We start from the raw sequence: 23,841 nt of genomic DNA, 5'->3' as shown, positions 1-23,841 counted from the left end.
TCCACCCCACAAAACCCCCGCCGCTATGTCCCGACCTCCCCGTACCGCCCTGCTGCCGGCCGAATGGCGCGCCAGCGCGTCGCTCTCCGGCGTGTATGCGCTGCGTATGCTGGGCATGTTTTTGGTGCTGCCGGTGTTGGCGCTGTATGCCAAAGAGCTGCCGGGCAGCACGCCGGCTTCCGGCGGATTGGCGATTGCGGTGTATGGCCTGACGCAGGCGCTGTTCCAGCTGCCCTTCGGCATGCTTTCCGACAAGCTGGGGCGCAAAAAAGTGATCTACCTCGGCCTGGCGGTGTTTGCCCTGGGCAGCTTTATTGCGGCTGCGGCGGATAGCGTGGCCTGGCTGCTGGTCGGCCGGGCGATTCAGGGTGCGGGCGCGGTGAGCGCGGCGGTAACGGCGCTGCTGGCGGATTTGACGCGCGAGGAAGTGCGCACCCGCGCCATGGCTTCCATCGGGCTCACCATCGGGCTCACTTTTGCCGCCAGCATGGTGGTGTCGCCGCTGCTCACGGAGTGGATTAAGGTGCCCGGCCTGTTTGCGCTCACGGGCGCGCTGTGCGTGCTGGCCGTGGGCGTGGTGGCGTGGATTACGCCCAATCCGCAGCAGAGCAAGTTCCGCGAAGATGCGGAAATGCAGGCTTCGCGCATCAGTGAAGTGCTGCGCAACAAGCGGCTGATGCAGCTCAATTTCGGCATTTTTGCCCTTCAGGCAGTAATGATGGCGATTTTTGCCAGCCTGCCGATTGTGATGCGCGGCTTAGGGCTGCCCAAGGAGCAGCATTGGCAGATTTATCTGCCGGCGGTGTTGCTCGGGCTTGTGCTGATGGTGCCGGCGATTGTGGTGGGTGAAACGCGCAATAAGCTCAAGCCGGTGTTTGTGGGCGGGATTATGCTGATTGCGGCGGCGCTGGCCGGGCTCTACGGGGGGCAGGCTTCGTTGCTGGCCATCGGCATTTCGCTGGTGGTGTATTTTATCGGCTTCAATATTTTGGAGGCCAGCCTGCCTTCCATTGTGTCGAAAGTGGCGCCGATTGATTTGAAGGGCACGGCCATGGGCATGTATAACACGGCACAGTCGGTTGGTGTGTTTGTGGGCGGCGCGGCCGGGGGGCGTTTGTTTGAACGCTTCGGCTTTTTCGGCGTGTTTGTGTTTGCCATGGTGCTCACGCTGGCCTGGCTGCTGGTGGCCGTATTGGCGCCGGCGCCGGCGGCAGTGCGCAATTTGGCTTTTGCCGTGTCGCCTGCCTGGCAGGGTTGCGAGGAGCGGCTCTTGGCTGTGTTGCAGCAATTCGACGGTGTGGAGGCTGCCAGCCTCAGCGCCGACCGTTCAACCGTATACATCAAAGCGCGGCAACAGGGTTTCGATGAAACCGCCGCCAAACAGATTATTTTAGGAGGAAACCATGTTGAATAAAGTGATGCTTATCGGCAATTTGGGGCGCGACCCCGAAGTGCGCTACCTGCCCAGCGGCGACGCGGTGGCCAATTTTTCCATCGCCACCAGCGAAAACTGGAAAGACCGCAACGGCCAGCGCCAAGAGCGCACCGAGTGGCACAACATCAGTATGTTCGGCCGCTTGGCTGAGATTGCCGGCCAGTATCTGAAAAAAGGCAGCAAAGTGTATATCGAAGGCCGCATCCAAAGCCGTAAATACACTGGCAAAGACGGTATCGAACGCACCGCCTACGACATTGTGGCCAACGAAATGAAAATGCTCGATGGCCGCAACAGCGGCAGCGGCCACTATGAAGGCGGAGAACAATATGCCACTGCGCCGAGCCAGCAGCGGCAACAGCCCGCCCAAAGCTACAATGAGCCGGCCTACGCTGCCGAGCCGCCTGCCCCGCCGCGCCGCCAGGCCGCCGCGCCTGCGCCTGCTCCGATTGACGACATTGATGACGATATTCCATTCTGAGGATTTGGCGGATTTCCCGATATGGTAAAAGGCTATCTGAAATTGCTGCGGCAGCTTTTCAGGTAGCCTTTTGTTGTGAGGATAGTTTGCAAAGGCTTCAGGCTACCTGAAAATATGCGGGAGGATGCGGGCAGGGTTTTCAGTAGCCTGTGGGGATAAGAGGGCTACCTGAAAATTGTTTGGGATAACGGGGAAGGCTACCTGAAAAACGGCGAGAGTTTTAACTACGTTGAAACTTGGTTTTCAGGTAGCCTTTTATTGCCAGAATAGAAAACCGGCCTGAGCAATCAGGCCGGTTGGTTTATGCAGCTTGGGGTTCAAGCTGCGCGGTGCTCAGATAGTGCTTTGGGTTAGGCTTTGATGATCTTAACTTTGTAGCGGCCGTCGTCTTGACGGTAGGCACCGTGGATGTCGGTTTCGAAGCCGGGGAAGTGGGCGCCGATTTCGCACAGCATCATCAGGAATTCCAAGATGGGCTTGCTTTCTTCGGTGATCATTTCGCCAGGCATTACCAACGGTACGCCAGGAGGATAGGGCAGGATCATGTTGGCATTGATTTTGCCGATCATGTCTTCCAGGTAGCAATCTTCAATCTGGCCTTTGAGCTCGAGCTGGAAGGCTTTGTGCGGGTTCATCACCATGGTCGGCAACACTTCGAATGCGCTGAACATGAGTTCGGGCAGGTTGTGTTTGCAGATCAGGCTGTGGATGCCTTGGGCCAGTTCTTGAATCCGCATGTCTTTGTAGAACGACGGGGATTCGTTGAACACGCGCGGCAATACTTCTTCCACGGTGGCGTTGGCGTCGTACAGGGATTTGAACTCGTTCAGGGCGTGCAGGAGGCCGAGGGCTTTGGTGTCGTCCACGCCGATGCTGAACAGCACGAGGATGTTATACGGGCCGGTTTTCTCTACGATGATGCCGCGGTCGTCCAAGAATTTGGATACGAGGTTGGCGGGAATACCGGTTTTTTCCAGCTGGCCGTTTTTATCGAGGCCCGGGGTGAGCAAGGTGACCTTGATCGGGTCGAGGTACATGTGCTGGGCGTCGATGTCTTTGAAGCCGTGCCATTTGTCGGATTGATGCAGCTCCCAGCATTCGATGGTATCAACGTTTTCAGGCTGCCATACGTCGAAATACCATGAATCAGCGGCTGCTTTGTGTTTCTTGATTTCCTTACGGAATTTGATGGCACGTTCCAAGGAATCCTGCATGATGCGTTTGCCGGGGTTGCCGCGCATCATGGCGGCGGCCACTTCGGTGGCGGCTACCATCGGGTAGAACGGGGAAGTGGAGGTGTGCATCATATAGGCTTCGCCGAAGGTGGCGGTGTTCAGGTTACCCTTAACGTGAATCATGGAAGCCTGTGAGAATGCAGCCAACAGTTTGTGGGTGGAGTGGGTTTCAAAGATCACTTTGTCTTTCACCTGTTTGCCGCCCATACCGGTTTTGCCTTCGTAGATCGGGCTGAAGTTGGTATAGGGCACCCAAGCGGAGTCGAAGTGGATAGATTTCACATCCAAGGTGTCTTTGATTTTGTCGGTGTTGTAGAACAGGCCGTCGTAGGTGGAGTTGGTGATGACGGCGTGTACCGGCCAAGTGGCACCCGGAACTTTGGCGAGTTTTTGGTTGATGACTTCTTTGGTGAACTCTTTCTGCGGGATACCGCCCAAGATGCCGTAGGCGTTGCGGGTCGGTTTCAGATATACCGGAGTGATGTCGCTCATCATCAACAGGTGGGTTAATGATTTGTGGCAGTTGCGGTCGATCAGCACGGTGCTACCGGCGGGTACGGAATACATGCCAACGATTTTGTTGGCGGTGGAAGTGCCGTTGGTAACGATGTAGCTGTGATCGGCATTGAAGGTTTCGGCAATATATTCTTCAGCCTCTTTATGCGGGCCGGAGTGGTCGAGCAGTGAGCCCAGCTCGCCCATAGAAACAGAAATATCTGATTTGAATGTGTTTTCGCCGTAGAAATCGTAGAAAATGCTGCCCACCGGGGATTGCAGATAGGCGGTGCCGCTCATGTGGCCCGGCGTACAGAATGTGTATTTGTTTTCGCCCACGTAGTTGAACAATGCTTTGGTGAACGGGGGAGTGATTTCGTCGATGTAATGGTGGATGGCTTTTTCGATTTTGTCCACCACGTCTTCGTTGCTGAACAGGTGGCAATCGATGAAGGTGGCATGGTCGCCCACGGCACCGAAGTCTACCGGCTGGTCGCAGTCGGTGGTTTTCAATAGGAATACGGGCAGCTCTTCGTTGAGCGCGATGATTTTTTGTTCCAACTCCTTGTTAAAAATATCCAGTGTGCAAAGCACGGAACCTATTCTGGCGTCATGTTTCAGAAGCGTCAGGATTTCTTGCTGGTCATGGGCTATCAGGATGGTGTACCCACTCTTTTCCAAAGAGGTAACGAGACTCTTGACATAGTCCCCCAGTTCCTTCTGACCACAGCCTAATAAGATATTCTTCATGACATCAATCCTTATAAATAAATTAAAAAACAGCTGTTTTACTGCAAATCCGGGCAAGCCCGGCCTTCTTGAAGCCGCCGCGCTGCGTCATGCAGACGAGCGTGGCAGCAACAATCTTCGCTGCGCCGCTTGGCAACAAGCGGCAAAAACAAACCTGCATACGGGTATATGCAGGCAAGAAGGGATTGATAGGGTATTAATAATGTAATGGAATACCGGCTGGCGGGATTGTTTTTGCCTTTGGTTTGGGCGGATAATCGAGCCGGAAGGAAATGTGTGCAGTCTAAAGAAACAGTTAAGAAATGATAAGCATAATTAACAGTTTCTTCAGTCTATGCGTCCGATTACAGGCTGGCATTGCATAAGCCTGCAATCTTGCTTGCATATAATACATTCTGATTTTAAAGAACTATTCTGAATTTAAGGTTTCAGATTAGCGGTTTGTTTGAATGGCTACCTATTTATTGATACATCATATCATAAAATTGGCAGATAGAGATTGACTTTGGTCATAAAATTTTAGAGCAAACGGCCTGAGAGGGCGGATGTGCCAAGAGGGGAGCGGCTTGTGGTGAAGGGGTGCTTCGGTAGGTAAGTGTGGGTTTATGCAGATAGAAATGGATATGCCTGGTCGGGTTTGCTGTATGTTTACGGCGGGTAGAATGCTGCCGGGAGTGTTGCGGGGTTGCTGCTTGGCGGTGTTGGGATTTGGTTTCGGGGAAGTGGGATGCGGCTGCCGGGGGAGGGATTGTTTCATTCCTTTAATGGCGGGCATGTTAGTTTTGCCGGAATTTTCAGGTAGCCTCATGGGGTGGTGAGGCTACCTGAAAATGTTGGTTGTAACGGAGGGAAACGTGTATAGCGGGTTTGGGAACGTTTTCAGGTAGCCCCTACTGCGATTTTGGCTTCTTCGGCTTGCTGCCAGGCGGGGCGTTTCCATTTTGGGGCGTCTTGGAAGCGGTAGGCGGCCATTTTGGCGAGCAGGGCGGGGATGTTGCTGTCCACGCAGACGAGGCCGGTGTTGGCGGGGGGCATGAAGCCTTGGTCGGCGGTGTGTTGCAGGAGGGCGGTGAGGGGGTCGAAGTAGCCGCCGATGTTGAGCAGGCCGATGGGTTTGCTATGCAGTTTGAGCTGGGCGGCGGAGAGGACTTCGAACAGTTCTTCGTAGGTGCCGAGGCCGCCGGGCAGGGCGATGAAGGCGTCGGCCATTTCCATCATTTTGGTGCGGCGTTCGGCCATGCTTTCGGTGACGATGAGCTCGGTGAGGCGGCCGTGGGCCATTTCTTCGTGGCGCAGGAAGGTGGGGATGATGCCGGTTACGCGGCCGCCGGCTTCGAGTGCGGCGTTGGCGGTTTCGCCCATCAGGCCGATGCCGCCGCCGCCGTACACCAGGCGGCTGCCGCGTTGGGCGATGGCGCGGCCGAGCTCGCGGGCGGCTTGGGAGTAGCGGGGGTCTTCGCCGAGGTTGGAGCCGCAATAGACGACGATGTTGTTCATTTGGTTCATGGTTTTGCTTTCGGATGGCCTCTCGGGCGGTGCGGGGTTTTTAACTGCGTTGGCGTTGATGTGTCAGCTTCGTGGCAGCAAATATTTTCAGGTAGCCTGTCGGCTTGCGGGAAGGCTACCTGAAAATGTGCTTGGCTTAGAACAGGCGTTGGCGGCGGCGGCTGATTTCGAAGCCGTGGTTTTGGCTGTTGGTGCAGGTCATACCGCTGGTGCGGCTGGTGCACTGCCAGCCGTCGCCACGCAGGGTTTGGCCGTAGGGGAGGATGCGGCTGTCGGGGCTGGCGAGGCTGTCGCCCACGCAGCCCATCTGGGTGCGGCCGGTGCGGACGATGGTGAAGTTGCCGCCCCAGTCGAGTTCGCAATCGGCCGGTTTGGGGCGGACGGGGCGTTCGGGCTGGGGAATCTGGCATTCCACTGTGCCGGGAGTGTGGCCGTACATGCAGTTGATGTGGCCGCTGGGGCTGCGGAAGCTTTGGATGTCGGCATGGGCGGCGCCGGCGGCGAACAGGAGGATTGCGGCGGCGAGGGGGAGGGTACGCATGGTGCGGTTCCTTAATATGAGGTTGGAAAGCGGGGGATTTTACCTGAAAGCGGGGATGTGTGGGTTTCGTGGGCTTGGTTTTTAGCTTCGCAGAAACTCAGCTTCCTGCGGAAACATATTTTTCAGGTAGCCTTTTACTGCATCGAGAGGCTACCTGAAAAATATGCGTGCTTAGAAGCGGCGCAGGCTGTTTGGGCTGATTTCGAAGCCGTGGCCTTCGGGGTTGGTGCAGGTCATGCTGCCGGATTGGCTGGTGCATTGCCAGTTGGGCTGGTTGAAGAATGTGTACGACTTTTCTTCGGTGAGGACAACGCTGCCGATGCCGTGCCGGGTGAGGTTGTAGCGGTTGCAGTTGAGGCGGGTGGGGCCGGTGCGGAATAGGGAGATGCTGCCGCTCCATTGGCCGGGCTCTTTTGGGGTGTCGCAATCTCGTGGTTCGGGGGTAACGGGAATGGGCTTGGCTAAGTGGGAAACTTCGCAGGTGATCTGTGGGTATGCACCGCCGTATTCGCAGGTGATTTGGCCGTTGGCGTTTTGGAAGTAGCTGAGCTCGGCGTGGGCGGTGCCGGCCGCGAGGAGAAGGGCGGCGAGGGATAAGGTGCGCATGGGTTGTTCCTTTTTGTGTGTTTGGGAAAGGGGATTTCCGCAAAGTGGTGATTTTGGTTTTTAGTTTCGCGGAAACTCGGTTTTCTGCGGAAATATATTTTCAGGTAGCCTCTCGCCACATCAAGAGGCTACCTGAAAAATAGGATGCGGCGTTACAGTACGGCCTGCGGATAGGCGCCGACGATTTTCACCAGGGCGGCGCGTTCGGTCATGGCGTCGAGGGCGCGGCGCACGGCGGGGGTGTCGGCGTGGCCTTCGATGTCGATGAAGAAAACGTAATCCCACAGGCCGGCGCGGCTGGGGCGGCTTTCGAGCTTGGTCATGGAGATGCCGTGGTCGGCGAAGGGTTGGAGCAGGTGGTGTACCACGCCGGGGCGGTTGGGGGCGGAAACGATGAGGGAGGTTTTATCGCGGCCGGAGGGCTGGGTGTGGTTGTGGCCGAAGATGAGGAAGCGGGTGGTGTTGTTGGGCTCGTCTTCGATATTTTCGGCGAGTTTGGCGAGCCGGTAGTGCTCGGCGGCGGCTTGGCCGGCAATGGCGGCGGCGTTGGGGTCGGCGGCGGCGAGGCGGGCGGCTTCGGCGTTGCTGGCCACGGAGATGCGGGTGGCGTGGGGCAGGTGGCGGTTGAGCCATTCGTGGCATTGGGCGAGGGCTTGGGCGTGGGCGTATACGGTTTCGGGCCGGGGGTTGCCGCCGCTTTGCTGCAGGAGGTGGTGGTGGATACGCAGGAGGACTTCGCCACAGGCGCGCAGTGGGGTGGAGACCATGAGGTCGAGGGTGCGGCCGACTGGGCCTTCGGTGGAGTTTTCTACGGGGGTGACGGCGTAGTCGGCGAGGCGGGCTTCCACGAGGCGGAAGCATTCGTCGATAGAGGGGCAGGGCTGGGTGTGGGCGGCGTGGCCGAAGTGTTTCACGGCGGCTTGCTGGGTGAAGGTGGCTTCGGGGCCGAGGTAGGCGATGGTGAGCGGGCGCTCCACGGCGAGGCATTCGCTCATCACTTCGCGGAAGAGGCGGGTAACGGCTTCATCGGGCAGGAGGCCGCCCAGGCTTTGGTTGAGGCTTTGGATGCGCTGCAATACTTGGGCTTCGCGCTCGTGGCGGTAGATGATGCCAGTGCCTTTGAGCTCGCCGATGGCGCGGGCGTGGCCGGCGCGTTGGTTGAGCAGCTTGAGGATTTCGGCGTCGATGGTGTCGATGGCTTGGCGGTGGGGGGTGAGGGCTTGGTCGGTCATGGCGCGGCCTTTGTGTGGAGGTGGGGAATGGCCGGATTGTACCGCAAGAAGGCCGAGGCCTTGGCAAAAATACTGCCTGCGGCGTATTTCTGTGCGGCTCACCCGCCTTGCTTGATATTAGGCCTGCGCGTGCTGTGCTGTTGTGTGTTAAGCGGTATCCGAGATGGCTAAAAATTTCAGGCTGCCTGAAAAATCGGCTTTTGGGAGTGAATGAAGCATAGCAACTTGTTTTTTCGCTTCGTGAAAACTTGGTTTCCTTCGGCAACCTCATTTTCAGGTAGCCTTTCCGCTGGGTAGGCTACCTGAAAAATATCTGGCCAACCGGCAGCGGCAAATTTGAGCAAAGGCAGCCTATCGCACCGGCAAAACGTTTATAATCCCGCGTTTTCAGGCAGCCCCTGCACGAGGCGGCTGCCGCTTCAAACCAAAATCAAAGACAATCAATCAAATATGGACAAACTCAAAATTACCGGCAACGGCCCGCTGCATGGCGACATCGTGGTGTCCGGTGCCAAAAACGCCGCCTTGCCGCTGATGTGTGCCGGCCTGCTCACCGAAGACATCCTGCACCTCACCAATGTGCCGATGCTGGCCGACGTGAAAACCACCCACAAACTGCTGCAAGGCATGGGCGCCGAAGTGGAAAGCGACGGCGTGAGCGAGTTCAAAATCAACGGCGGCACGGTAAACAACACCTGCGCGCCCTATGAATTGGTAAAAACCATGCGCGCTTCCATCCTCGTGCTCGGCCCCACACTGGCGCGCTTCGGCGAGGCGCAGGTGAGCCTGCCCGGCGGCTGCGCCATCGGCTCGCGCCCGGTAGACCAGCACCTCAAAGGCCTGGAAACCATGGGTGCCGAAATCACCATCGAGCACGGCTACGTGAAAGCGCGCGGGCGGCTCAAGGGCGCACGCGTGGTGATGGACATGGTAACCGTGGGCGGCACCGAAAACCTGCTGATGGCCGCCACCCTGGCCGAAGGCACCACCGTGCTGGAAAACTGCGCCGTGGAGCCAGAAGTGGTGGACTTGGCCGAATGCCTGGTGAAAATGGGGGCCCAAATCAGCGGCATCGGCACGCCCACCCTCACCATCCGAGGCGTGAAGAAACTGCACGGCTGCACCCACAGCGTGGTGCCCGACCGCATCGAAGCCGGCACCTTCCTCTGCGCCGTGGCCATGACCGGCGGCGACGTGCGCCTGCAAAACGCCGCCCCGAAAACCATGGAAGCCGTGCTCGACAAACTGGCCGAAGCCGGCGCCGATATCCAAACCGGCGAAAACTGGATCCGCATTAAAATGGCGCAACGCCCGAAAGCCGTGGACGTGCGCACCGTGCCCCATCCCGGTTTCCCCACCGATATGCAGGCGCAGTTTATGGCGCTAAACGCCGTGGCCGAAGGCAGCAGCCGCGTGGTGGAAACCATCTTTGAAAACCGCTTCATGCATGTGCCCGAGCTCAACCGTATGGGCGCGCAGATTAGCGCCGAAGGCAACACCGCGCTCATCAAAGGCGTGCCCAAGCTTTCCGGTGCCACCGTGATGGCTACCGATTTGCGCGCTTCCGCCAGCCTAGTGATTGCCGGTCTGGTAGCCGATGGCGAAACCACCGTCGAGCGCATCTACCACCTCGACCGCGGCTATGAGCACATCGAAGAAAAACTGGGCAAAGTGGGCGCTAAAATCGAGCGCGTGAAATAATTTGGTTTCGGCGCAACAAAAGGCTACCTGAAAAGTTTCAGGTAGCCCTTCCCGCCAACACCCTATTGCTTTTTAAACCGTTTTTAGGCATAATGCGCCGCTTGTCTGTAGTATAGGCAAATCCCCTATACCCGCTTAGTAAAGGAAAACCCATGAAACCCGAAATCCATCCCGACTACCACGATGTCAACGTTACCTGCTCCTGCGGTAACAAATTCACCACCAAATCCGCCATGGCCAAAACCGATTTCACCATCGAAGTTTGCTCAGAGTGCCATCCGTTCTACACCGGCAAACAGAAAATCGTGGACAGCGCCGGCCGCGTGGACAAATTCAACCAGAAATACGGCAATATGTTCAAACGCTAATCCGCCCGTGTTTCCCCAGGCTGCCAGAAGGCAGCCTTTTGTTTGGCCCGCAGGTTTTGCAATGGATGGTTAAGGCTTGGAAAAAATGTCTCCCGACACCACCTGCCGGCGTATGATACGGCCAATATCAGTTGGCACATAATATGCTAGCTGTAAGCCCAGTTTCCCCATTTTCTGCCAGGCAAACCCGCCGAAACCATCATGGCCAGCACCGTTTCCCTCACTACCTACAACATCCACAAAGGCATGTCGCCGCTCAACCGGCGGCTGCAACTGCCGCAAATGGTCGATGCCCTGCAACATTTGGATACCGATATCCTGTTTTTGCAGGAAGTGCAGGGCGCGCACGGCAAACGGCAGCAGTATGTGCCCGAATTTCCCAGCGAACCGCACGCCCAAATCATCGGCCGCCGCCTCGCCTTCGCCAGCAGCTACGGCCAAAACGCCACCTATGCCAACCGCCACCATGGCAACGCCATCCTCAGCCGCCTACCGCTGGAAACCCGCGCCAACCTCAACGTGTCCGTAAACCGTCTCGAGCAGCGCGGCGTGCTGCATTGCGAGATCCGCCCGCCCGGCTGGGATGTGCCGCTCACCTGCCTGTGCGTGCACCTCAACCTGCGCGAGGCCGACCGCAAACTGCAATACCGCGCCATCGCCGGCTACATCAACAGCCAAATCCCCGCCGACACCCCGCTGATTTTGGCCGGCGATTTCAACGACTGGCGGCATCAATCGTGCAGCCGTTTTGGCCGCCTGTTGGGGCTGGACGAAGCCTTCGTGCGCTTTGCCGGCAGCCAGCCCAAAACCTTCCCCGCCCGCCTGCCCATATTGAGCCTGGATCGCATCTACACGCGTCATCTAAACGTGCTGGATGCCATGAGCCACCAAGGCTTGCCATGGCAGTTGTTGTCCGACCATCTGCCGCTGTCGGCAGTGGTGGAGCTGCGGGGGTGTTGAATAGGCTCATTATTTGGTTTTGCAACACTTGAAATGAAGTGCTTTAAGTTTATTACAGCGGGTTCAGGTGGTTTGCCGAATTTCAGGTAGCCTGCATCATTTGCACTTCTTTCACCTTTGCGCCTTATGCCGGCGCGGGCACTTCCTTTCTTTGCTTCGCCAAAGAAAGGAAGCAAAGAAAGGCGACTGCGGGCACAGGTTTGCTGCGCAAACTTCCCTCACTCCGCGCAATTTTTCGGGCGGGCTCGCAACTTGCGGCTGCGCCGCTTCGAACATGCAAGCCCTTGTTTCCCGAAAAACCGCGCTCCGTTCGGCTGCGCCAGCAGAGAAAGCACAGCCCAACCGTTTGCAATAAATATTCTGTGTTTGGTTTTACAGACGCTTAATGGATTGTTCCCAAAATAGAAAACAAAACAGCCGCCGACAGGGAAACCGGTCGGCGGCTTGGTTTTGGCGGCGGGGTTTAGTGCCCTTGTTTAGCTGCCCATTCGGCGGGGGTGGCGGCCACGGAGATGGAGAGGGCGTGCAGCTCGTTGCTGGCCAGTTTGTCGGCGAGGCCGTCTTTAATCAGGCGGTGGCGGGCGAGGCGGGCTTTGCCTTCGAAATCGGCGGATACGATGGCGGCGAAGAAGTGGTGGCCGTCGCCTTCCACTTGGATCAGCTCGGCATCAACGATTTCGCCGATCATGGCTTGGACTTGTTCGGGAGTGAGCATGGCGCTTCCTGTGTTGTGGGATGGAAAGGCGCGTTTATAGCAAAACGGGCGGGGATTGTCATGTGCGGCGGGTGTTTTATTTTCACTTCGTTGCAGCCGATATTTTCAGGTAGCCTTTAAGGAGGAGAGGCTACCTGAAAATATCGGCCGTGGTGAGTTTCAAACAAAGCTGCCGGCTGAATACGGCTATCTGTGCCGATTTTGCAGGGCATTTTGGCTTCGCAGAAACTCGCTACGCTCGTTTTAGCTTCGTTGAAGCTGACGCTTCAGCTTCGCAGAAACTCAGCCTTGGCTACGCCAAGATATCGGTCCACCGCGTTGAAGCTTGCGCTTTCAGGTAGCCTGTGCGGGCTGTAGGATGTAGAGGCTCACGGTTTCTTGGTGGCGGGCGTGGGCGAGGGGGTTGGTGGCATCTCGGCTTTTGGGGTGTTGCGGGCGGGTGTCGAGGCGTTGGGCGACGGTGAGGCCGGCGGCGGCGATGTGCGCGGCCAGTTCGCCGGGCCGGCGCAGGCCGAGGTGTTCGGCAAGGTCGGACATGATGAGCCAGATTTGTCCGCCGGAATTGAGGTGTTCGGGGGCGCCTTGGAGGAAGGCTTGCAGCATGGCGCTGCCGGGGTCGTAGAGGGCGGTTTCGATGTCGGCGGCGGGTTTGGCGGGCAGCCAGGGGGGATTGCAGACGATGAGGTCGGCACGGCTTTCGGGGAAGAGGTCGGCTTGCAGCAGGGTGATTTGGGTGAGGCCGAGGCGTTGGAAGTTGTCGCGGGCGCAGGATATGGCGCGGGGGCTGTTGTCGGTGGCGGTGATGGCGGGGAGGCCGCGTTGGGCAAGGAGGGCGGCGATGGCGCCGCTGCCGGTGCCGATGTCGAAGGCGCTTTGGGCGCGGGGCGGCAGGGGGGCGGCGGCGATGAGGTTGAGGTATTCGCCGCGCAGTGGGGAGAATACGCCGAAGGGGACGTGGATGCGTGCGCCGAGAGCGGGGATTTCCACGCCTTTTTTGTGCCATTGGTGGGCGCCGATGAAGCCGAGTAGTAGGTTGAGCGGCAGCAGGAAGGGCTCTCTGTTGGGTGTGCCGAACACGTCGGTGAGCGCGGCGGACACATCGGGGGCGCGGCGCAGGTTTAGCCGATGGCCGGGGTCGATTTCCACCAACAGCATGTTGGCGAGACGGCTGCGCTGGGCCTGTTGCATGCGGTGGGTGTGGAAATCGGGCGAGGTGGCGGCGGGGAGCTGGCGTTTGACGGCGCTTAGGAGCTGCACGGCTTGGTGGTAGTCGCTGCGCCAGAGCAGGGCTTGGCCTTGGTGGAAGCTTTTGAGGGCGGCTTTGGCGGAGAGGTTGGGCTCGGCCACGGCGAGCTCGGTGGGCGGCTTTTGGGCGGCGGTGTGGCGCCATTCGGCTTGGCGGGTTTGGCCTTGTTCTTGCCAGGATAGGATGTGGGGCATGGCGGGTGGGTTTGGCTGTGTGGATGTTTTCAGGTAGCCTGCTAAATGGATGCAGGCTACCTGAAAAATGGTTGGATACTTGGGCAATAGGCTACCTGAAAAACTACTTGTGCGTTTCAGGTAGCCTTTTTTGCTGGTTTGGGCAGCTGGTTAGTTGGCGGAAATGGAAAGGGGGAGGATTTTGCTGTTGGGCTGGTAGCGGGTGGTGCGGCGGGGCAGGCTGTCGCTGCCGGAGTAGCGGCCGGCGTCTTCCACTTGGATGGTGAGCCAGGCGGGCTGGCGCTGGAAGGTGGCAAATTCGCGGGCTTCGATTTCGCTCTGCACGATTTCTTTCACGCGGCCGAGTTTGCCGACGGCTTCTTGCAGGCTCATGCCGGGGTGGACGCCGGAGGCGGTGCGGCAGGCGGGGCTGCTGGTGCTGAGCATGGTGATTTTGGCGCGCTGGTTGATACGGGAGTCGGGGTCGTCTGCGCTTTCTTGGTAGGCGAGGACGACGCTGCGGTCGGGCAGGGTGATGGCGATGTAGCCGACGCCTTCGCCATCGCTGGTGCGCTGGAAGCGGGCGCGGGGGATTTGCTGCTTCACTTGGGCGGGGGTTTGGCCGAGGCGGATACCGCCGATGCCGTTGGCCTGAATCAGGCATTCGGCGGCGGCGGGGGCGGAAAGGGCGGTGAGCAGGAGGGCGGTGAGGATGGGTTTCATGGTGGGCTTTCGGTGGTTGGGGGATTTTGGTTTTCAGGTAGCCTGATTGTACAGGGAAGAGGCTGCTTAAAAGCGATTGATCGGCATGAGTTTTGTTGAAGCTCAAGTTTTCAGGTAGCCTCTTACGCAAGCAAGACTACCTGAAAACTTATTTCACCCCTGCGCCAAACCGTCCAGCAGCTTTTGATGAATGCCGCCGAAGCCGCCGTTGCTCATCACAAGGATGTGGTCGCCGCTCTTGGCGCTGTGCAGGATGCTTTGCACGAAGGCGGCAAAATCGTTGCCGGTGTGCAGTTTGCCGCCGAGGGGGGCGAGGGCGGAGGCCACGTCCCATTCCACGCCGCCGCCGTAGCAGAACACTTGGTCGGCTTCGGCCAGGCTTTCCGGCAGGGCGGCCTTCATGCTGCCGAGCTTCATGGTGTTGGAGCGTGGCTCAAGCACGGCCAGGATGCGCGCCTTGCCCACCTTTTGCCGCAGCCCGGCCACGGTGGTGGCGATGGCGGTGGGGTGGTGGGCAAAGTCGTCATACACGGTGATGCCGCGCACGCAGCCTTTGATTTCCATGCGCCGTTTCACGTTTTGAAACTGCGAAAGCGCTTCGCAGGCTACCTGAATATTCACGCCGGCATGGCGGGCGGCGGCAATTACGGCCAGCGCGTTTAAGCGGTTGTGTTCGCCCAGCAGCGGCCAGGCGATGCGGCCGACAACTTGGCCGTGGTGCAGCACGTCGAACGCACCTTCCTCATCCGGCTCGCCGGCCTGCCAGCCCCCGGCGCTGCCGAAGCCCTCCACCGGCGTCCAGCAGCCTTGCGCCAATACCTGTTGTAGGCTTTCCTGGCGCTCGTTGCACACAATCAGGCCTTGGCCGGGGATGGTGCGCACAAGGTGGTGGAACTGGGTTTGGATGGCGGCCAGATCGGGAAAGATGTCGGCGTGGTCGTATTCGAGATTGTTTAGGATGGCGGTGCGCGGGCGGTAGTGCACGAATTTGCTGCGCTTGTCGAAAAAGGCAGTGTCGTATTCGTCGGCTTCGATCACGAAGAAGGGCGAGCGGCCGGACGGGTCGGCTTGGGGCGCCTGCGGCAGGCGGGCGGAAATGCCGAAGTTTTGCGGGATGCCGCCGATGAGGAAGCCGGGGGCGAGGCCGGCGTATTCCAGCACCCAGGCGAGCATGGAAGCGGTGGTGGTTTTGCCGTGCGTGCCGGCCACGCCGAGCACCCAGCGGCCGGCGAGCACGTTTTCCGCCAGCCATTGCGGGCCGGACACATAGGGCAGGCCGCGATCCAAAATGGCTTCGATCACTGGCATGCCGCGCTTGGCCACGTTGCCGACCACATACACATCGGCGGGAAATTCACCCAGCTGACCGGCATCGAAGCCTTCATGCACGGCAATGCCCAAATCGGCCAGCTGCGTGCTCATCGGCGGATACATTTTGGCATCGCAGCCGCTCACTTTGAAGCCTGCTTCTTGCGCGATGGCGGCGAGCCCGCCCATAAATGTGCCGCCGATGCCGATGATGTGGATGTGTTGCATAGCCGAAAGCCTTCTCAGAAAACGGAAAGGCGGAATTATAGCGGATTGGCGCGGCAGCGGGCATGGGTTGGGGTTTGGGCGGCCTCATAGGCGAGTTATGAGGCTACCTGAAAAATAGATTTCTTATGAAGCATGGCATGTTGTTTATACCGCACAGGCTGTGTTTGGGCAGCTTGGCAAATTTCAGATGGCCTTTGGGATAAACCTGTTGATTTGACAATAAAACAACTGAAATTTAGAATCCCGCCGTTTTGGATTTCGGAAGAAGGAAAATGGTAAAACGCGTGTTGGTGGTGTCGTATTCGCAGAGCGGGCAGCTGGCGCGGCTGAAGGAGAGTTTCCTGCGCGATTGGCGCGGCGAGGCGGCCATCGAGGTGGACGACGTGGTGCTGCGGCCGCAGCGGCCGTTTGCTTTCCCATGGCGCTTCCTGCCGTTTTTCGATGCTTTCCCCGAAACCGTGCATTTGCAGCCTGTGCCCATCGAGCCGCCCGAGCTGGCGCATGAGCGTTACGATTTGGTGGTGATTGCTTACAGCGTGTGGTTTTTGTCGCCTGCGCAGCCGGTTACGGCGTTTCTGCAAAGCGAGACGGGGCGGCGGGCGTTGCGCGATACGCCGGTGATCACGCTGATTGGTTGCCGAAATATGTGGCTGATGGCGCAGGAGAAAATGAAACGCCTGCTGGCCGATGCCGGGGCGCGGCTGGTGGGCAATGTGGTGAAAATCGACCAATGCGGCAGCGCTGCCAGCTTTATCACCACGCCGCTGTGGATGTTTACCGGCAAACGGCAGGCCGTGCCTTGGCTGCCGGAGGCGGGCATCAGCGAGGCGGAAATCGCCGATATGGTGCGCTTCGGACGGCGCACGGCGGAGGCTTTGCGGCGGGGCGAAACGCTGGATGAAACGCTGTTGCAACGCATGGGCGCGGTAAAAATCAACGAAAAGCTGATGGCCAGCGAGCGCGTGGGCAACCGCAGTTTTTTGCTGTGGGGGCGGCTGCTGATGGCGGCGGGACGGGTGTCGCCGCGGCTCCGGCGGCTGGTGTTATGCGTGTATATCGTGTTTCTACTGGGGCTGATTCTGACTGTGGTGCCGCTTGGCGCGCTGCTGAAAATGCTGCTCTCGCCGTTGCGCCGCGAGCAGATGCGGCGGGAACGGGCGTATTATGCGGCACCGTCTGGGGAGTAGCCAAAGGCTACCTGAAAAATATAGCGGATTAATTGGTAAGAAACATTTTTACATCTGCGAGATATAAAGGCTACCTGAAAATACCCGACGGGTTTTCAGGTAGCCTTTTGCTTGGGCGGGCACGGCGGCTAGAGGACGAACAGTTCGCGGCCGTGCTGTTTGAGCCAGGCGGAGGCGGCGCTGCGGTGCGGGGTGTGCTGTTCGACCAGCGCCCAGAAGGCGGGGCTGTGGTTGGGGTGGCGCAGGTGGCAGAGTTCGTGCACGCCCACGTAGTCGGCCACGTATGCGGGTGCGCCGACGAGCCGCCAGTTGAGGCGGATGCTGCGCCGGTGGCACACGCCCCAAAAGCTTTTGGCTCGGGAGAGGGCGCTGTGTTCGGGGATGAGTTGCAGCCGCTCGGCGTGGGCGGCGAGGCGGGGGAGGAGGTAGGCTTCGGCCAGGGGCAGCAGGTGGCGGCGCAGTTGGGCTTGCTGTTGCGGCCATTCGGCCGGGGGCAGGAGGATGCGGCCGGGCTGGATTTGGATGGTGGGTTGGGTGTGGCTGCCCAGCTGGTGCGGCCGGCCGTGGAGCCAGATGCAACCGGGGGCGGCGGGCGCGGGGGCTCGGGCGAGCATTTGCTGCAAGGCGGCTTCGTTGTGTTGCAGCCAGCGACGCAGCTCGGGCAGGCTGAGCTGCGGTGGAATACTGAGGCGCAGGCTGCTTGCGCTGTGGGCGCGCAGGATGATGTTTTTCTTGGCGCGGCGGCTGAGGTGGAGCTGGATGGTTTGGCCGTTGGCGAGGGTGTGGGGGAGGAGGGGCATGGGTGGTTTTCAGGTAGCCTTTGAATTGGGGCTACAGCTTGAGGCTTTGCCAATATGGCGGCAGTTGTTTGAGGCGCTGGCGGATGGCTTGTGCTTGGCTGTCGCCGTGGGCGGCGAGGTGGCGGGCGGCGAGGTCGAGGTAGGCGATGGCGGCCAGTTCGCTGTCTTCCTGATAGTCGGTGGGTTCGGTGCGGCCGTCGGTGAGCAGTGCTTCGGCATCCTCTAAGATGATACTGAAATCGGCGAGTATGGCGCGGCACATTTCCTGCACGGATTGGGTGTTGCCACGCCGTTTTTGCAGCCGCATCATGGCGTGCATGAGGGGGCCGATTTCGGCACGGTAGTGGGACACCACGGCGAAGGCGGCGAGCCGCCAACATTCGAGGGCTTGCGGCCAAAGGTCGTAGAGCCGCTGCTGTTCCAGCCAGTTGGCAAGGGCGCGGGCGGTGTGGACGAGCTGGTAGCCGTCTATCCACACGGCGGCGTTGATGGATCGGGCGGGGTAGTCGTTGCTGCTGCCGCTGATGTGTTGGGCTTGGGCTTTGAGCTCGGCGAGGTAGGCTTGCAGGGCGGGGAGATCGGGCGGGCGCCGGCAGAGGGTGTCGAGCGGATTGGCCTGGGTAGGGGCGAATTGGGTTTTTCGTTTGTTTTTACTCATGTTGCTCTTTGGGCAGATGGTTTTCAGGTAGCCTTTGCGCGGGCAAGGGCTACCTGAAAATTTAATTGGATTGACTGGCGGTTTCAGGCTGCGGGGCTGCGGCTTCGATTTCCAGCGGCTGGTGCAGGGTGGTGAGTTTGCGGGTGAGGATGTTGAGGATGAGGCCGTAGGCGGGCAGGAAGAAGAGGGTGCAGATGACGAGTTTGAACAGGTAATCGACAAAGGCGATGTGCGGCCAGTTGGCGGCCATGAAGGCGTCGGCGCTGGCGGCGAAGGCGATGGAGAAGAAGAGCAGGGTGTCGACGGCGTTGCCGGCAAAGGTGGAGGCGGTGGGGGCAATCCACCAGGATTTGAGCTGGCGCAGGCGGTTGAACACGAAAATATCGAGGATTTGGCCGACGGCGTAGGCGGAGAAGCTGGCCAGGGCGATGCGGAACACGGGCATCACGAATACGGCGAGGGCGCTCCAGCCTGTCCACGCGCCTTCTTGAAACAGCACGGAGAAGGCGTAGGACACGAGCAGGGAGGGAAACATGACGAGGAAGATGATTCGCCGGGCGAGTCGTTGGCCGAAGATGCGCACGGTGAGGTCGGTGGCGAGGAAGATGAAGGGGAAGGTGAGGGCGCCCCAGGTGGAATGCACTTCGAAGCCGTTGGGCAGGGTAACGGTGAAGGGGAATTGCACGAGGTAGTTGCTGGCGGCAATTACGAGGATGTGGAAGAGGGTGAGCCAGATCAGGGCTTGGCGCTGTTGGGCGGGGGTAAAAACGTAGTTTTGCATGATGGTCCTTAGTTTTGGTTTAGATGGAAATCTGCGCGGGAGGGTTGCGAACCGCGCTGGGGGGAACTGGCTAAAAAATATCGATTTTAAAATTATATGATTAATTAATATTAATAGGCTTAAAATTTAATGCAAGGTAATATTGCATCCTCACGGGTTTCATTTAGTATGCCGGAAAATTGGGTGATGAAAGTATCGAATAAAATCGGCTCTGTTACAAAATACATTGTTGCCATGCTGCTAACCATTCTGGATTTAAACTTAAAATATTCAGTTTCTAAATATACTTTAATAAATAATCTACTATGATGGTTTTCTGAAAAGTGTAATCGTGCAGTGAAAGCTCCTCCTGCATACTCTTCCCCTAAACCACCTAATCGTAAATCGTAGATTCCATCAAGCTGTTTACTCAAATCACGGAGATCGTTCAAGATGGATATACAGTTCTCTTTTCCAGTATAAATCTTAGTGCGGAATGTGGACTGGTGATTTGATGCGATAATTTCCCATTCCAGTAAGTCATAATCGTTAATAATTTGCCGGAAACGGATAAATTGGTTCATTATGCTAAATTTTTCTTAATTAGTGTGGTAGATAATTTAATTTTGCCACTGGTGTCAAAGGAAAAAGTGAGGCTGGCAAACCAGTAGAGGCTACCTGAAAAATATTGCCGCTATGTTTCCTGCTCGAATTCTGCCTGCATGATTTGGCAGGCTTGTTCAAAAGCGGCTTTCTCTTTCGTGCTGAACGCAGGCAGGGAGAGGGTGAGCCGTTTGGCTTCGCTCAAACTGATGCGGCGGTTGGCTTGCACAAAGGCAATGCAGGACAGCAAGGATGCGCCGTGCTGTTTCAGCCGGCGGATTTCGGCAGCCAGTATAGTGTTATCCAGCGGGGGAAGGGAGGTGGCATGGTTTTTGATTTCAGCAAGCGGCATGGTTTTCAGGTAGCCTGCCGGCTCACTGCATATCGTGTTTTAGCAGTCGCTCGCGTGCCATTTGCTCGAACGCTGTGCCGGGGCGGCCCCAGTTGGCAAAGGGGTGGATGGCGATGCCGCCGCGAGGGGTGAATTCGCCGAACACTTCGATGTAGCGCGGGTTCATCAGTTTGATGAGGTCTTTCATGATGATGTTGATGCAGTCTTCGTGAAAGTCGCCGTGGTTGCGGAAGCTGAAGAGGTAGAGTTTGAGCGATTTGCTTTCCACCATTTTGATGTCGGGGATGTATCGGATGATGATGGTGGCGAAATCGGGCTGGCCGGTGATGGGGCAGAGGCTAGTGAATTCGGGGCAGACGAATTTGACGAAGTAGTCGTTGCCGGGGTGTTTGTTGTCGAAGGTTTCGAGCACTTCGGGGGCGTAGGTGGTTTTGTATTCGGTTTTCTGGCTGCCCAGCAGGGTGAGGCTGCCGAGCTCTGCTTGGTTTCTCATGATGAATCCTAGTTTTGGTAACGCGGGAGGGTTGCGAACCGCGGGTGGAAAAAGGGGCGGATTATAAAGGATTTTCAGGCTACCTGAAAAGTTTCTGGCAGCCTGTGTTGTTTTAAGGGAGTGAGTTTTGGCGGTTTGCCGGATTTTAGCTAACCTTTACCATTCGCACCCTGCTCACCTTTGTGCCTCATGCCGGTGCGGGCACTTCCTTTCTTTGTTTCGCCAAAGGAAGGAAGCAAAGAAAGGCGACTGCGGGCACAGGTTTGGCTTCGCCAAACTTTCCCCACTCCGCGCGGTTTTTCGGGCGTGCCCGAACTTGCGGCCTCGCCGCTTCGAACAGGGCGTGCCCTTGTTTCCCGAAAAACCGTGCTCCGTTCGGCTGCGCCAGCAGAAAGGAGCGAAGCCCGACCGTTTACGCCAAATATTTTAGGAAGTTGGTGTTTTTTATTGTGAGGCTACCTGAAAAATAGTGCTGCGGTTTTGATTTGGTAAAAATTCCGCTGGGCTACGTTTCAGGTAGCCTTTGGACGGCGAAGTTAGATTACTCCGGCGCGTAGGGCGGAGAGCACGGGGGCGGTGTCGGGCGAAAAGCCGCGCCAGAGGCGGTAGGATTCGGCGGCCTGCTCCACCAGCATGCCCAGGCCGTCGGCAGTGCGTTGTGCGCCGGCGTTTTGTGCGAAGCGCATGAAGGCGGTGGGTTCGCGGCCGTAGGCCATGTCGTAGGCGAGCTCGCATTGGGCGAACACCTTGGCGGCAATGGCAGGCACTTGGCCGCTGAGGCTGCCGGAGGTGGCGTTGACGGCGATGTCGAAACCGGCGGCGGGTAGTTCGGCAAACTCGGCGGCAGAGGCGCCGAACGCTTCGGCCAGCTCGCGGGCTTTGGCTGCAGTGCGGTTGGCGATGGTGAGGGAGGCGGGACGGCACTCGAGCAGCGGCAGGATGACGCCGCGTGCCGCACCGCCGGCGCCGATGAGCAGGATGCGTTTGCCGGCTAAGGCTACCTGAAAATGGCGGCGGATATCGGCCACCAGGCCGAGGCCGTCGGTGTTGTCGGCATGGATTTGGCCGTTGGGCTGTTTGATCAGCGTGTTGGCGGCGCCGGCGGCGCGGGCGCGTGCGGAAAGGCTGTCGGCCCAGGCGCAGGCGTCGGTTTTGAACGGCACGGTTACATTGGCGCCCAGCCCGCCCGCGGCGAAAAAGGCGGCGGCGCTTTCGGCAAAACGGCCGGGTTCGGCCAAAATGCGTTCATACTCGATGGCGGTGCCTTCCTGCGCGGCAAACATTTGGTGGATGCCGGGCGAGCGGCTGTGGGCGACGGGGTTGCCGAATACGGCGTAGCGGGGGGCGGGCATGGCGGTTCTCGCGAGGTAAATAAATGTGAATTATATAGCGGATGCGAACAATCGGGCGGCGGCACGCCTTTACCTAAGGCAACATTCGGCGGCATTGCAAACGGGCAGTGCTGCCCCATATTGCCGGCATGGCGGAGGAGCTGGGCTGCCAACAATTTGTTTTGCAGGCGCTTATATTTCGCGCAAAGGGCGAAATTGCTGTTACAATCCGCGCTCGTTTGTTTCATTATTTGCTAATCAAGAGGAGTTTTCGATGCAACCGAATAACGTTTACGATTACACCGACGTCGGCCGCAGCGCTGTGTCGCAGAATACCGTTTTGCGCAAAACCTACGGCCTGCTCGGTTTGTCTTTCCTGCCCGCCGCCGCCGGCGCGTTTCTGGCCATGTCTACCGGCCTGAGCCTGTTTAGCTTCACCGGCAACCGCTGGATTGCAATCGGCATTTTCTTCGCCTTCTTCTACGGCATGAGCTTTCTGATTGAGAAAAACCGCTACAGCAACGTGGGCGCCGCGCTCCTGATGGTGCTCACTTTCGGCCTGGGCTTCACGCTCGGCCCGATTTTGAACTACAGCCTGGCTTTGTCCAACGGTATCGAGCTGGTCGGCATTGCCGCTGTGATGACCGCGGCTGTGTTCCTGAGCATGGCGGCAATGGCCAAATCGGCCACTTTCGAAACCAACAGCATTGCGCGCTTTGTATCCGTGGGTTTCGTGGTGGCGATGATCGCCATGGTGGCCAGCTTCTTCCTGAACATTCCGGCACTATCGCTGGCGGTATCCGGCCTGTTTGTGATGGTGAGCTCCGTGTTGATTATGTGGCAGGTGCGCGTGCTGATTGAAGGCGGCGAAGACAGCCACATCAGTGCCGCGCTCACGCTGTTCGTGGCCATCTACAACATCTTCACCGGCCTCTTGCGCCTGCTGCTGGCTTTTGCCGGCGAGGAATAAGCCGCTTTAAGTGCTGAATGGATGAAAAGGCTACCTGAATTTTTCAGGTAGCCTTTATTTATGGCAACACGATAGGCGGCTTATGAGCGGCCTTCATACAAGGGTTTGAGCACAATGCAGCGGCGCACGCTGTAATAGTCTTCCCTGCGCGGCCAGGGGAGCCGGGCAAGCTGTTTTTCCGCTTCGGCATCGTCTTGGTTGTCTGCCATAAATTCCACGTTCAAGGTTTTGTTTTTCGATTGGGCGTAAAAGAAGCGAATTAAATGATATTGTGCTTCGAGCTTTTGATTGCAGATAACGGATTGCAGCGTGCTTTCCAATGCTGCGGGAATGATGCTGCCGATTGCTTCCGCATTGCCGCCGTCTGTGTCTTCGGCCGGTTTTTTTGTGGTCCAGTCGCCCAAAATGGCTTGGAAACGTTTGCCGTTGCGGGCTGTCCAGATTTCGTGCGGGCAACGGTTTTCGCCGGGATTGAACGCGTCCAGCAAAACGTGCAGGCTGTTGGTGCAGAAGCTTTGCAGGTTACGCGAGAGGGCTTCTTCCAGATTTTCGCCGATGTCGCCGCAGCATTCGTAGAGTTCGCGCCCGTCCGGCAGGGTGATGCCGACATCGAAACGGCTCACCACCACGCCGTTGGCGTGTTCGCGCGGAAACGCCCAAGTTTCCAACCGCACGGGCACGGCGAAGTCGGGCAGGATTTTGTCGCCCTGCGTTTGGCAGGCATAGCCGTGGGCTTGCAGGATTTCGGCAAGGGCTTCGTTGAGGTTTAGGGTGTCGGGTTCTTGGGTTGGCATAAGTTTGCCCTTGGGCTTATCTGAAAAAGCGGTATATCGCAATAAGGATGGCTGCCGTGGGCTCGCAAAAGGCTACCTGAAAATTTAGCTTCGCAGAAACGCGCGGAGCTGGTTTTCAGGTAGCCTTATATATTGCACCCCGTTAACAAACCTTATCAAAAGGTCTTGTTAGCGGGGTTTTTCAGCCCCG

25 protein-coding genes are annotated in these 23,841 nt (G+C 58.3%); 8 read left to right on the top strand and 17 right to left on the bottom strand.

Features of this window, described 5'->3' with window-relative positions:
• Positions 1 to 25 precede the first annotated feature (25 nt).
• Positions 26 to 1,414 carry an MFS transporter gene (locus H9Q10_RS11745; protein WP_197904170.1) on the top strand — a complete coding sequence of 463 codons (1,389 nt, stop codon included), beginning with the start codon at positions 26 to 28 and terminating at the stop codon, positions 1,412 to 1,414.
• The gene (locus tag H9Q10_RS11740) at positions 1,404 to 1,916 is read left to right on the top strand and encodes a single-stranded DNA-binding protein (RefSeq protein WP_197904169.1); all 513 of its coding nucleotides are present in this window, start codon (positions 1,404 to 1,406) and stop codon (positions 1,914 to 1,916) included. The genes H9Q10_RS11745 and H9Q10_RS11740 overlap by 11 nt, the downstream gene beginning before the upstream one ends.
• Before the next feature lie 350 nt (positions 1,917 to 2,266).
• Here the strand turns inward: H9Q10_RS11740 and H9Q10_RS11735 are convergent, their stop codons facing one another.
• Positions 2,267 to 4,396, bottom strand: coding sequence for a lysine decarboxylase LdcC (locus H9Q10_RS11735; RefSeq protein WP_197904168.1), 2,130 nt, complete (start codon positions 4,394 to 4,396; stop codon positions 2,267 to 2,269).
• Here H9Q10_RS11735 and H9Q10_RS11730 point away from each other — a divergent pair.
• Positions 4,395 to 4,604, top strand: coding sequence for a hypothetical protein (locus H9Q10_RS11730; protein ID WP_197904167.1), 210 nt, complete (start codon positions 4,395 to 4,397; stop codon positions 4,602 to 4,604). The genes H9Q10_RS11735 and H9Q10_RS11730 overlap by 2 nt on opposite strands.
• Before the next feature lie 671 nt (positions 4,605 to 5,275).
• On the opposite strand, the gene H9Q10_RS11725 is transcribed toward H9Q10_RS11730, so the two are convergent.
• From H9Q10_RS11725 to pheA, 4 genes are all read right to left on the bottom strand, one after another.
• A complete protein-coding gene (locus tag H9Q10_RS11725) occupies positions 5,276 to 5,902 on the bottom strand; it encodes a TIGR00730 family Rossman fold protein (RefSeq protein WP_338082329.1) in 627 nt (208 codons plus the stop codon).
• A 136-nt stretch (positions 5,903 to 6,038) separates the two neighbouring features.
• On the bottom strand, positions 6,039 to 6,443 hold the full coding sequence (locus H9Q10_RS11720) for a DUF6636 domain-containing protein (protein WP_197904166.1): 405 nt from the start codon (positions 6,441 to 6,443) through the stop codon (positions 6,039 to 6,041).
• Positions 6,444 to 6,614: 171 nt separating this feature from the next.
• The gene (locus H9Q10_RS11715) at positions 6,615 to 7,049 is read right to left on the bottom strand and encodes a DUF6636 domain-containing protein (RefSeq protein ID WP_197904165.1); all 435 of its coding nucleotides are present in this window, start codon (positions 7,047 to 7,049) and stop codon (positions 6,615 to 6,617) included.
• Positions 7,050 to 7,201: 152 nt separating this feature from the next.
• Positions 7,202 to 8,281: a prephenate dehydratase gene (pheA, locus tag H9Q10_RS11710; protein ID WP_197904164.1), complete on the bottom strand. Its 1,080-nt coding sequence runs from the start codon at positions 8,279 to 8,281 to the stop codon at positions 7,202 to 7,204.
• Between the two features lie 450 nt (positions 8,282 to 8,731).
• Here pheA and murA point away from each other — a divergent pair, with 450 nt between their 5' ends.
• From murA to H9Q10_RS11695, 3 genes are all read left to right on the top strand, one after another.
• Positions 8,732 to 9,982 carry a UDP-N-acetylglucosamine 1-carboxyvinyltransferase gene (gene murA, locus H9Q10_RS11705; RefSeq protein ID WP_197904163.1) on the top strand — a complete coding sequence of 417 codons (1,251 nt, stop codon included), beginning with the start codon at positions 8,732 to 8,734 and terminating at the stop codon, positions 9,980 to 9,982.
• A 152-nt stretch (positions 9,983 to 10,134) separates the two neighbouring features.
• Positions 10,135 to 10,350, top strand: a complete 216-nt coding sequence (rpmE, locus tag H9Q10_RS11700; RefSeq protein ID WP_067593429.1) for a 50S ribosomal protein L31 — start codon at positions 10,135 to 10,137, stop codon at positions 10,348 to 10,350.
• A 201-nt stretch (positions 10,351 to 10,551) separates the two neighbouring features.
• Positions 10,552 to 11,310 (top strand): endonuclease/exonuclease/phosphatase family protein, encoded by a 759-nt coding sequence (locus H9Q10_RS11695; protein ID WP_197904162.1) that lies wholly within the window; start codon positions 10,552 to 10,554, stop codon positions 11,308 to 11,310.
• 463 nt (positions 11,311 to 11,773) lie between these two features.
• Here H9Q10_RS11695 and H9Q10_RS11690 read toward each other — a convergent pair whose 3' ends face one another.
• From H9Q10_RS11690 to mpl, 4 genes are all read right to left on the bottom strand, one after another.
• On the bottom strand, positions 11,774 to 12,025 hold the full coding sequence (locus tag H9Q10_RS11690) for a BolA family protein (RefSeq protein ID WP_067593434.1): 252 nt from the start codon (positions 12,023 to 12,025) through the stop codon (positions 11,774 to 11,776).
• 333 nt (positions 12,026 to 12,358) lie between these two features.
• Positions 12,359 to 13,465 carry a N5-glutamine methyltransferase family protein gene (locus H9Q10_RS11685; RefSeq protein WP_197904161.1) on the bottom strand — a complete coding sequence of 369 codons (1,107 nt, stop codon included), beginning with the start codon at positions 13,463 to 13,465 and terminating at the stop codon, positions 12,359 to 12,361.
• 150 nt (positions 13,466 to 13,615) lie between these two features.
• Positions 13,616 to 14,167: a hypothetical protein gene (locus H9Q10_RS11680; RefSeq protein ID WP_197904160.1), complete on the bottom strand. Its 552-nt coding sequence runs from the start codon at positions 14,165 to 14,167 to the stop codon at positions 13,616 to 13,618.
• Positions 14,168 to 14,320: 153 nt separating this feature from the next.
• Positions 14,321 to 15,703, bottom strand: coding sequence for a UDP-N-acetylmuramate:L-alanyl-gamma-D-glutamyl-meso-diaminopimelate ligase (gene mpl / locus H9Q10_RS11675; RefSeq protein ID WP_197904159.1), 1,383 nt, complete (start codon positions 15,701 to 15,703; stop codon positions 14,321 to 14,323).
• Between the two features lie 272 nt (positions 15,704 to 15,975).
• Between mpl and H9Q10_RS11670 the strand changes: the two genes are divergently transcribed.
• A complete protein-coding gene (locus tag H9Q10_RS11670) occupies positions 15,976 to 16,890 on the top strand; it encodes a dialkylrecorsinol condensing enzyme (protein WP_197904158.1) in 915 nt (304 codons plus the stop codon).
• A 128-nt stretch (positions 16,891 to 17,018) separates the two neighbouring features.
• On the opposite strand, the gene H9Q10_RS11665 is transcribed toward H9Q10_RS11670, so the two are convergent.
• From H9Q10_RS11665 to aroE, 7 genes are all read right to left on the bottom strand, one after another.
• Positions 17,019 to 17,690 (bottom strand): M48 family metallopeptidase, encoded by a 672-nt coding sequence (locus H9Q10_RS11665; RefSeq protein WP_197904157.1) that lies wholly within the window; start codon positions 17,688 to 17,690, stop codon positions 17,019 to 17,021.
• Between the two features lie 31 nt (positions 17,691 to 17,721).
• Complete coding sequence (locus H9Q10_RS11660; protein ID WP_197904156.1) at positions 17,722 to 18,348, bottom strand: hypothetical protein; 627 nt, start codon at positions 18,346 to 18,348, stop codon at positions 17,722 to 17,724.
• A gap of 61 nt (positions 18,349 to 18,409) precedes the next feature.
• A complete protein-coding gene (locus H9Q10_RS11655; RefSeq protein ID WP_197904155.1) occupies positions 18,410 to 19,129 on the bottom strand; it encodes a 7-cyano-7-deazaguanine/7-aminomethyl-7-deazaguanine transporter in 720 nt (239 codons plus the stop codon).
• Between the two features lie 119 nt (positions 19,130 to 19,248).
• Positions 19,249 to 19,692: a hypothetical protein gene (locus H9Q10_RS11650; protein ID WP_197904154.1), complete on the bottom strand. Its 444-nt coding sequence runs from the start codon at positions 19,690 to 19,692 to the stop codon at positions 19,249 to 19,251.
• A 110-nt stretch (positions 19,693 to 19,802) separates the two neighbouring features.
• Complete coding sequence (locus H9Q10_RS11645; RefSeq protein ID WP_197904153.1) at positions 19,803 to 20,063, bottom strand: hypothetical protein; 261 nt, start codon at positions 20,061 to 20,063, stop codon at positions 19,803 to 19,805.
• A 22-nt stretch (positions 20,064 to 20,085) separates the two neighbouring features.
• Positions 20,086 to 20,559: a preQ(1) synthase gene (gene queF / locus H9Q10_RS11640; protein ID WP_197904187.1), complete on the bottom strand. Its 474-nt coding sequence runs from the start codon at positions 20,557 to 20,559 to the stop codon at positions 20,086 to 20,088.
• 533 nt (positions 20,560 to 21,092) lie between these two features.
• Positions 21,093 to 21,908 (bottom strand): shikimate dehydrogenase, encoded by an 816-nt coding sequence (gene aroE, locus H9Q10_RS11635; protein ID WP_197904152.1) that lies wholly within the window; start codon positions 21,906 to 21,908, stop codon positions 21,093 to 21,095.
• A gap of 253 nt (positions 21,909 to 22,161) precedes the next feature.
• Here aroE and H9Q10_RS11630 point away from each other — a divergent pair, with 253 nt between their 5' ends.
• A complete protein-coding gene (locus tag H9Q10_RS11630) occupies positions 22,162 to 22,857 on the top strand; it encodes a Bax inhibitor-1 family protein (RefSeq protein WP_197904151.1) in 696 nt (231 codons plus the stop codon).
• Between the two features lie 80 nt (positions 22,858 to 22,937).
• On the opposite strand, the gene H9Q10_RS11625 is transcribed toward H9Q10_RS11630, so the two are convergent.
• The gene (locus H9Q10_RS11625; protein WP_197904150.1) at positions 22,938 to 23,651 is read right to left on the bottom strand and encodes a DUF6348 family protein; all 714 of its coding nucleotides are present in this window, start codon (positions 23,649 to 23,651) and stop codon (positions 22,938 to 22,940) included.
• Positions 23,652 to 23,841 lie beyond the last annotated feature (190 nt).

The sequence above is a fragment of the Eikenella glucosivorans genome (genome assembly GCF_016025525.2).
Lineage (GTDB): Bacteria > Pseudomonadota > Gammaproteobacteria > Burkholderiales > Neisseriaceae > Eikenella > Eikenella glucosivorans.
This window is presented reverse-complemented; position numbering and strand designations above follow the sequence as displayed.

What these genes read in the sequence shown, in the direction of transcription:
- H9Q10_RS11715 (WP_197904165.1), bottom strand. Translation starts at nt 7,049, where the DNA reads ATGCGCACCTTATCCCTCGCCGCCCTTCTCCTCGCGGCCGGCACCGCC.
- H9Q10_RS11665 (WP_197904157.1), bottom strand. Translation starts at nt 17,690, where the DNA reads ATGCCCCTCCTCCCCCACACCCTCGCCAACGGCCAAACCATCCAGCTC.
- H9Q10_RS11685 (WP_197904161.1), bottom strand. Translation starts at nt 13,465, where the DNA reads ATGCCCCACATCCTATCCTGGCAAGAACAAGGCCAAACCCGCCAAGCC.
- H9Q10_RS11645 (WP_197904153.1), bottom strand. Translation starts at nt 20,063, where the DNA reads ATGCCGCTTGCTGAAATCAAAAACCATGCCACCTCCCTTCCCCCGCTG.
- H9Q10_RS11740 (WP_197904169.1), top strand. Translation starts at nt 1,404, where the DNA reads ATGTTGAATAAAGTGATGCTTATCGGCAATTTGGGGCGCGACCCCGAA.
- H9Q10_RS11680 (WP_197904160.1), bottom strand. Translation starts at nt 14,167, where the DNA reads ATGAAACCCATCCTCACCGCCCTCCTGCTCACCGCCCTTTCCGCCCCC.
- H9Q10_RS11660 (WP_197904156.1), bottom strand. Translation starts at nt 18,348, where the DNA reads ATGAGTAAAAACAAACGAAAAACCCAATTCGCCCCTACCCAGGCCAAT.
- H9Q10_RS11695 (WP_197904162.1), top strand. Translation starts at nt 10,552, where the DNA reads ATGGCCAGCACCGTTTCCCTCACTACCTACAACATCCACAAAGGCATG.
- H9Q10_RS11730 (WP_197904167.1), top strand. Translation starts at nt 4,395, where the DNA reads ATGACATCAATCCTTATAAATAAATTAAAAAACAGCTGTTTTACTGCA.
- aroE (WP_197904152.1), bottom strand. Translation starts at nt 21,908, where the DNA reads ATGCCCGCCCCCCGCTACGCCGTATTCGGCAACCCCGTCGCCCACAGC.
- H9Q10_RS11725 (WP_338082329.1), bottom strand. Translation starts at nt 5,902, where the DNA reads ATGAACCAAATGAACAACATCGTCGTCTATTGCGGCTCCAACCTCGGC.
- H9Q10_RS11625 (WP_197904150.1), bottom strand. Translation starts at nt 23,651, where the DNA reads ATGCCAACCCAAGAACCCGACACCCTAAACCTCAACGAAGCCCTTGCC.
- mpl (WP_197904159.1), bottom strand. Translation starts at nt 15,703, where the DNA reads ATGCAACACATCCACATCATCGGCATCGGCGGCACATTTATGGGCGGG.
- H9Q10_RS11745 (WP_197904170.1), top strand. Translation starts at nt 26, where the DNA reads ATGTCCCGACCTCCCCGTACCGCCCTGCTGCCGGCCGAATGGCGCGCC.
- H9Q10_RS11690 (WP_067593434.1), bottom strand. Translation starts at nt 12,025, where the DNA reads ATGCTCACTCCCGAACAAGTCCAAGCCATGATCGGCGAAATCGTTGAT.
- H9Q10_RS11670 (WP_197904158.1), top strand. Translation starts at nt 15,976, where the DNA reads ATGGTAAAACGCGTGTTGGTGGTGTCGTATTCGCAGAGCGGGCAGCTG.
- rpmE (WP_067593429.1), top strand. Translation starts at nt 10,135, where the DNA reads ATGAAACCCGAAATCCATCCCGACTACCACGATGTCAACGTTACCTGC.
- H9Q10_RS11630 (WP_197904151.1), top strand. Translation starts at nt 22,162, where the DNA reads ATGCAACCGAATAACGTTTACGATTACACCGACGTCGGCCGCAGCGCT.
- H9Q10_RS11735 (WP_197904168.1), bottom strand. Translation starts at nt 4,396, where the DNA reads ATGAAGAATATCTTATTAGGCTGTGGTCAGAAGGAACTGGGGGACTAT.
- murA (WP_197904163.1), top strand. Translation starts at nt 8,732, where the DNA reads ATGGACAAACTCAAAATTACCGGCAACGGCCCGCTGCATGGCGACATC.
- H9Q10_RS11655 (WP_197904155.1), bottom strand. Translation starts at nt 19,129, where the DNA reads ATGCAAAACTACGTTTTTACCCCCGCCCAACAGCGCCAAGCCCTGATC.
- pheA (WP_197904164.1), bottom strand. Translation starts at nt 8,281, where the DNA reads ATGACCGACCAAGCCCTCACCCCCCACCGCCAAGCCATCGACACCATC.
- H9Q10_RS11650 (WP_197904154.1), bottom strand. Translation starts at nt 19,692, where the DNA reads ATGAACCAATTTATCCGTTTCCGGCAAATTATTAACGATTATGACTTA.
- H9Q10_RS11720 (WP_197904166.1), bottom strand. Translation starts at nt 6,443, where the DNA reads ATGCGTACCCTCCCCCTCGCCGCCGCAATCCTCCTGTTCGCCGCCGGC.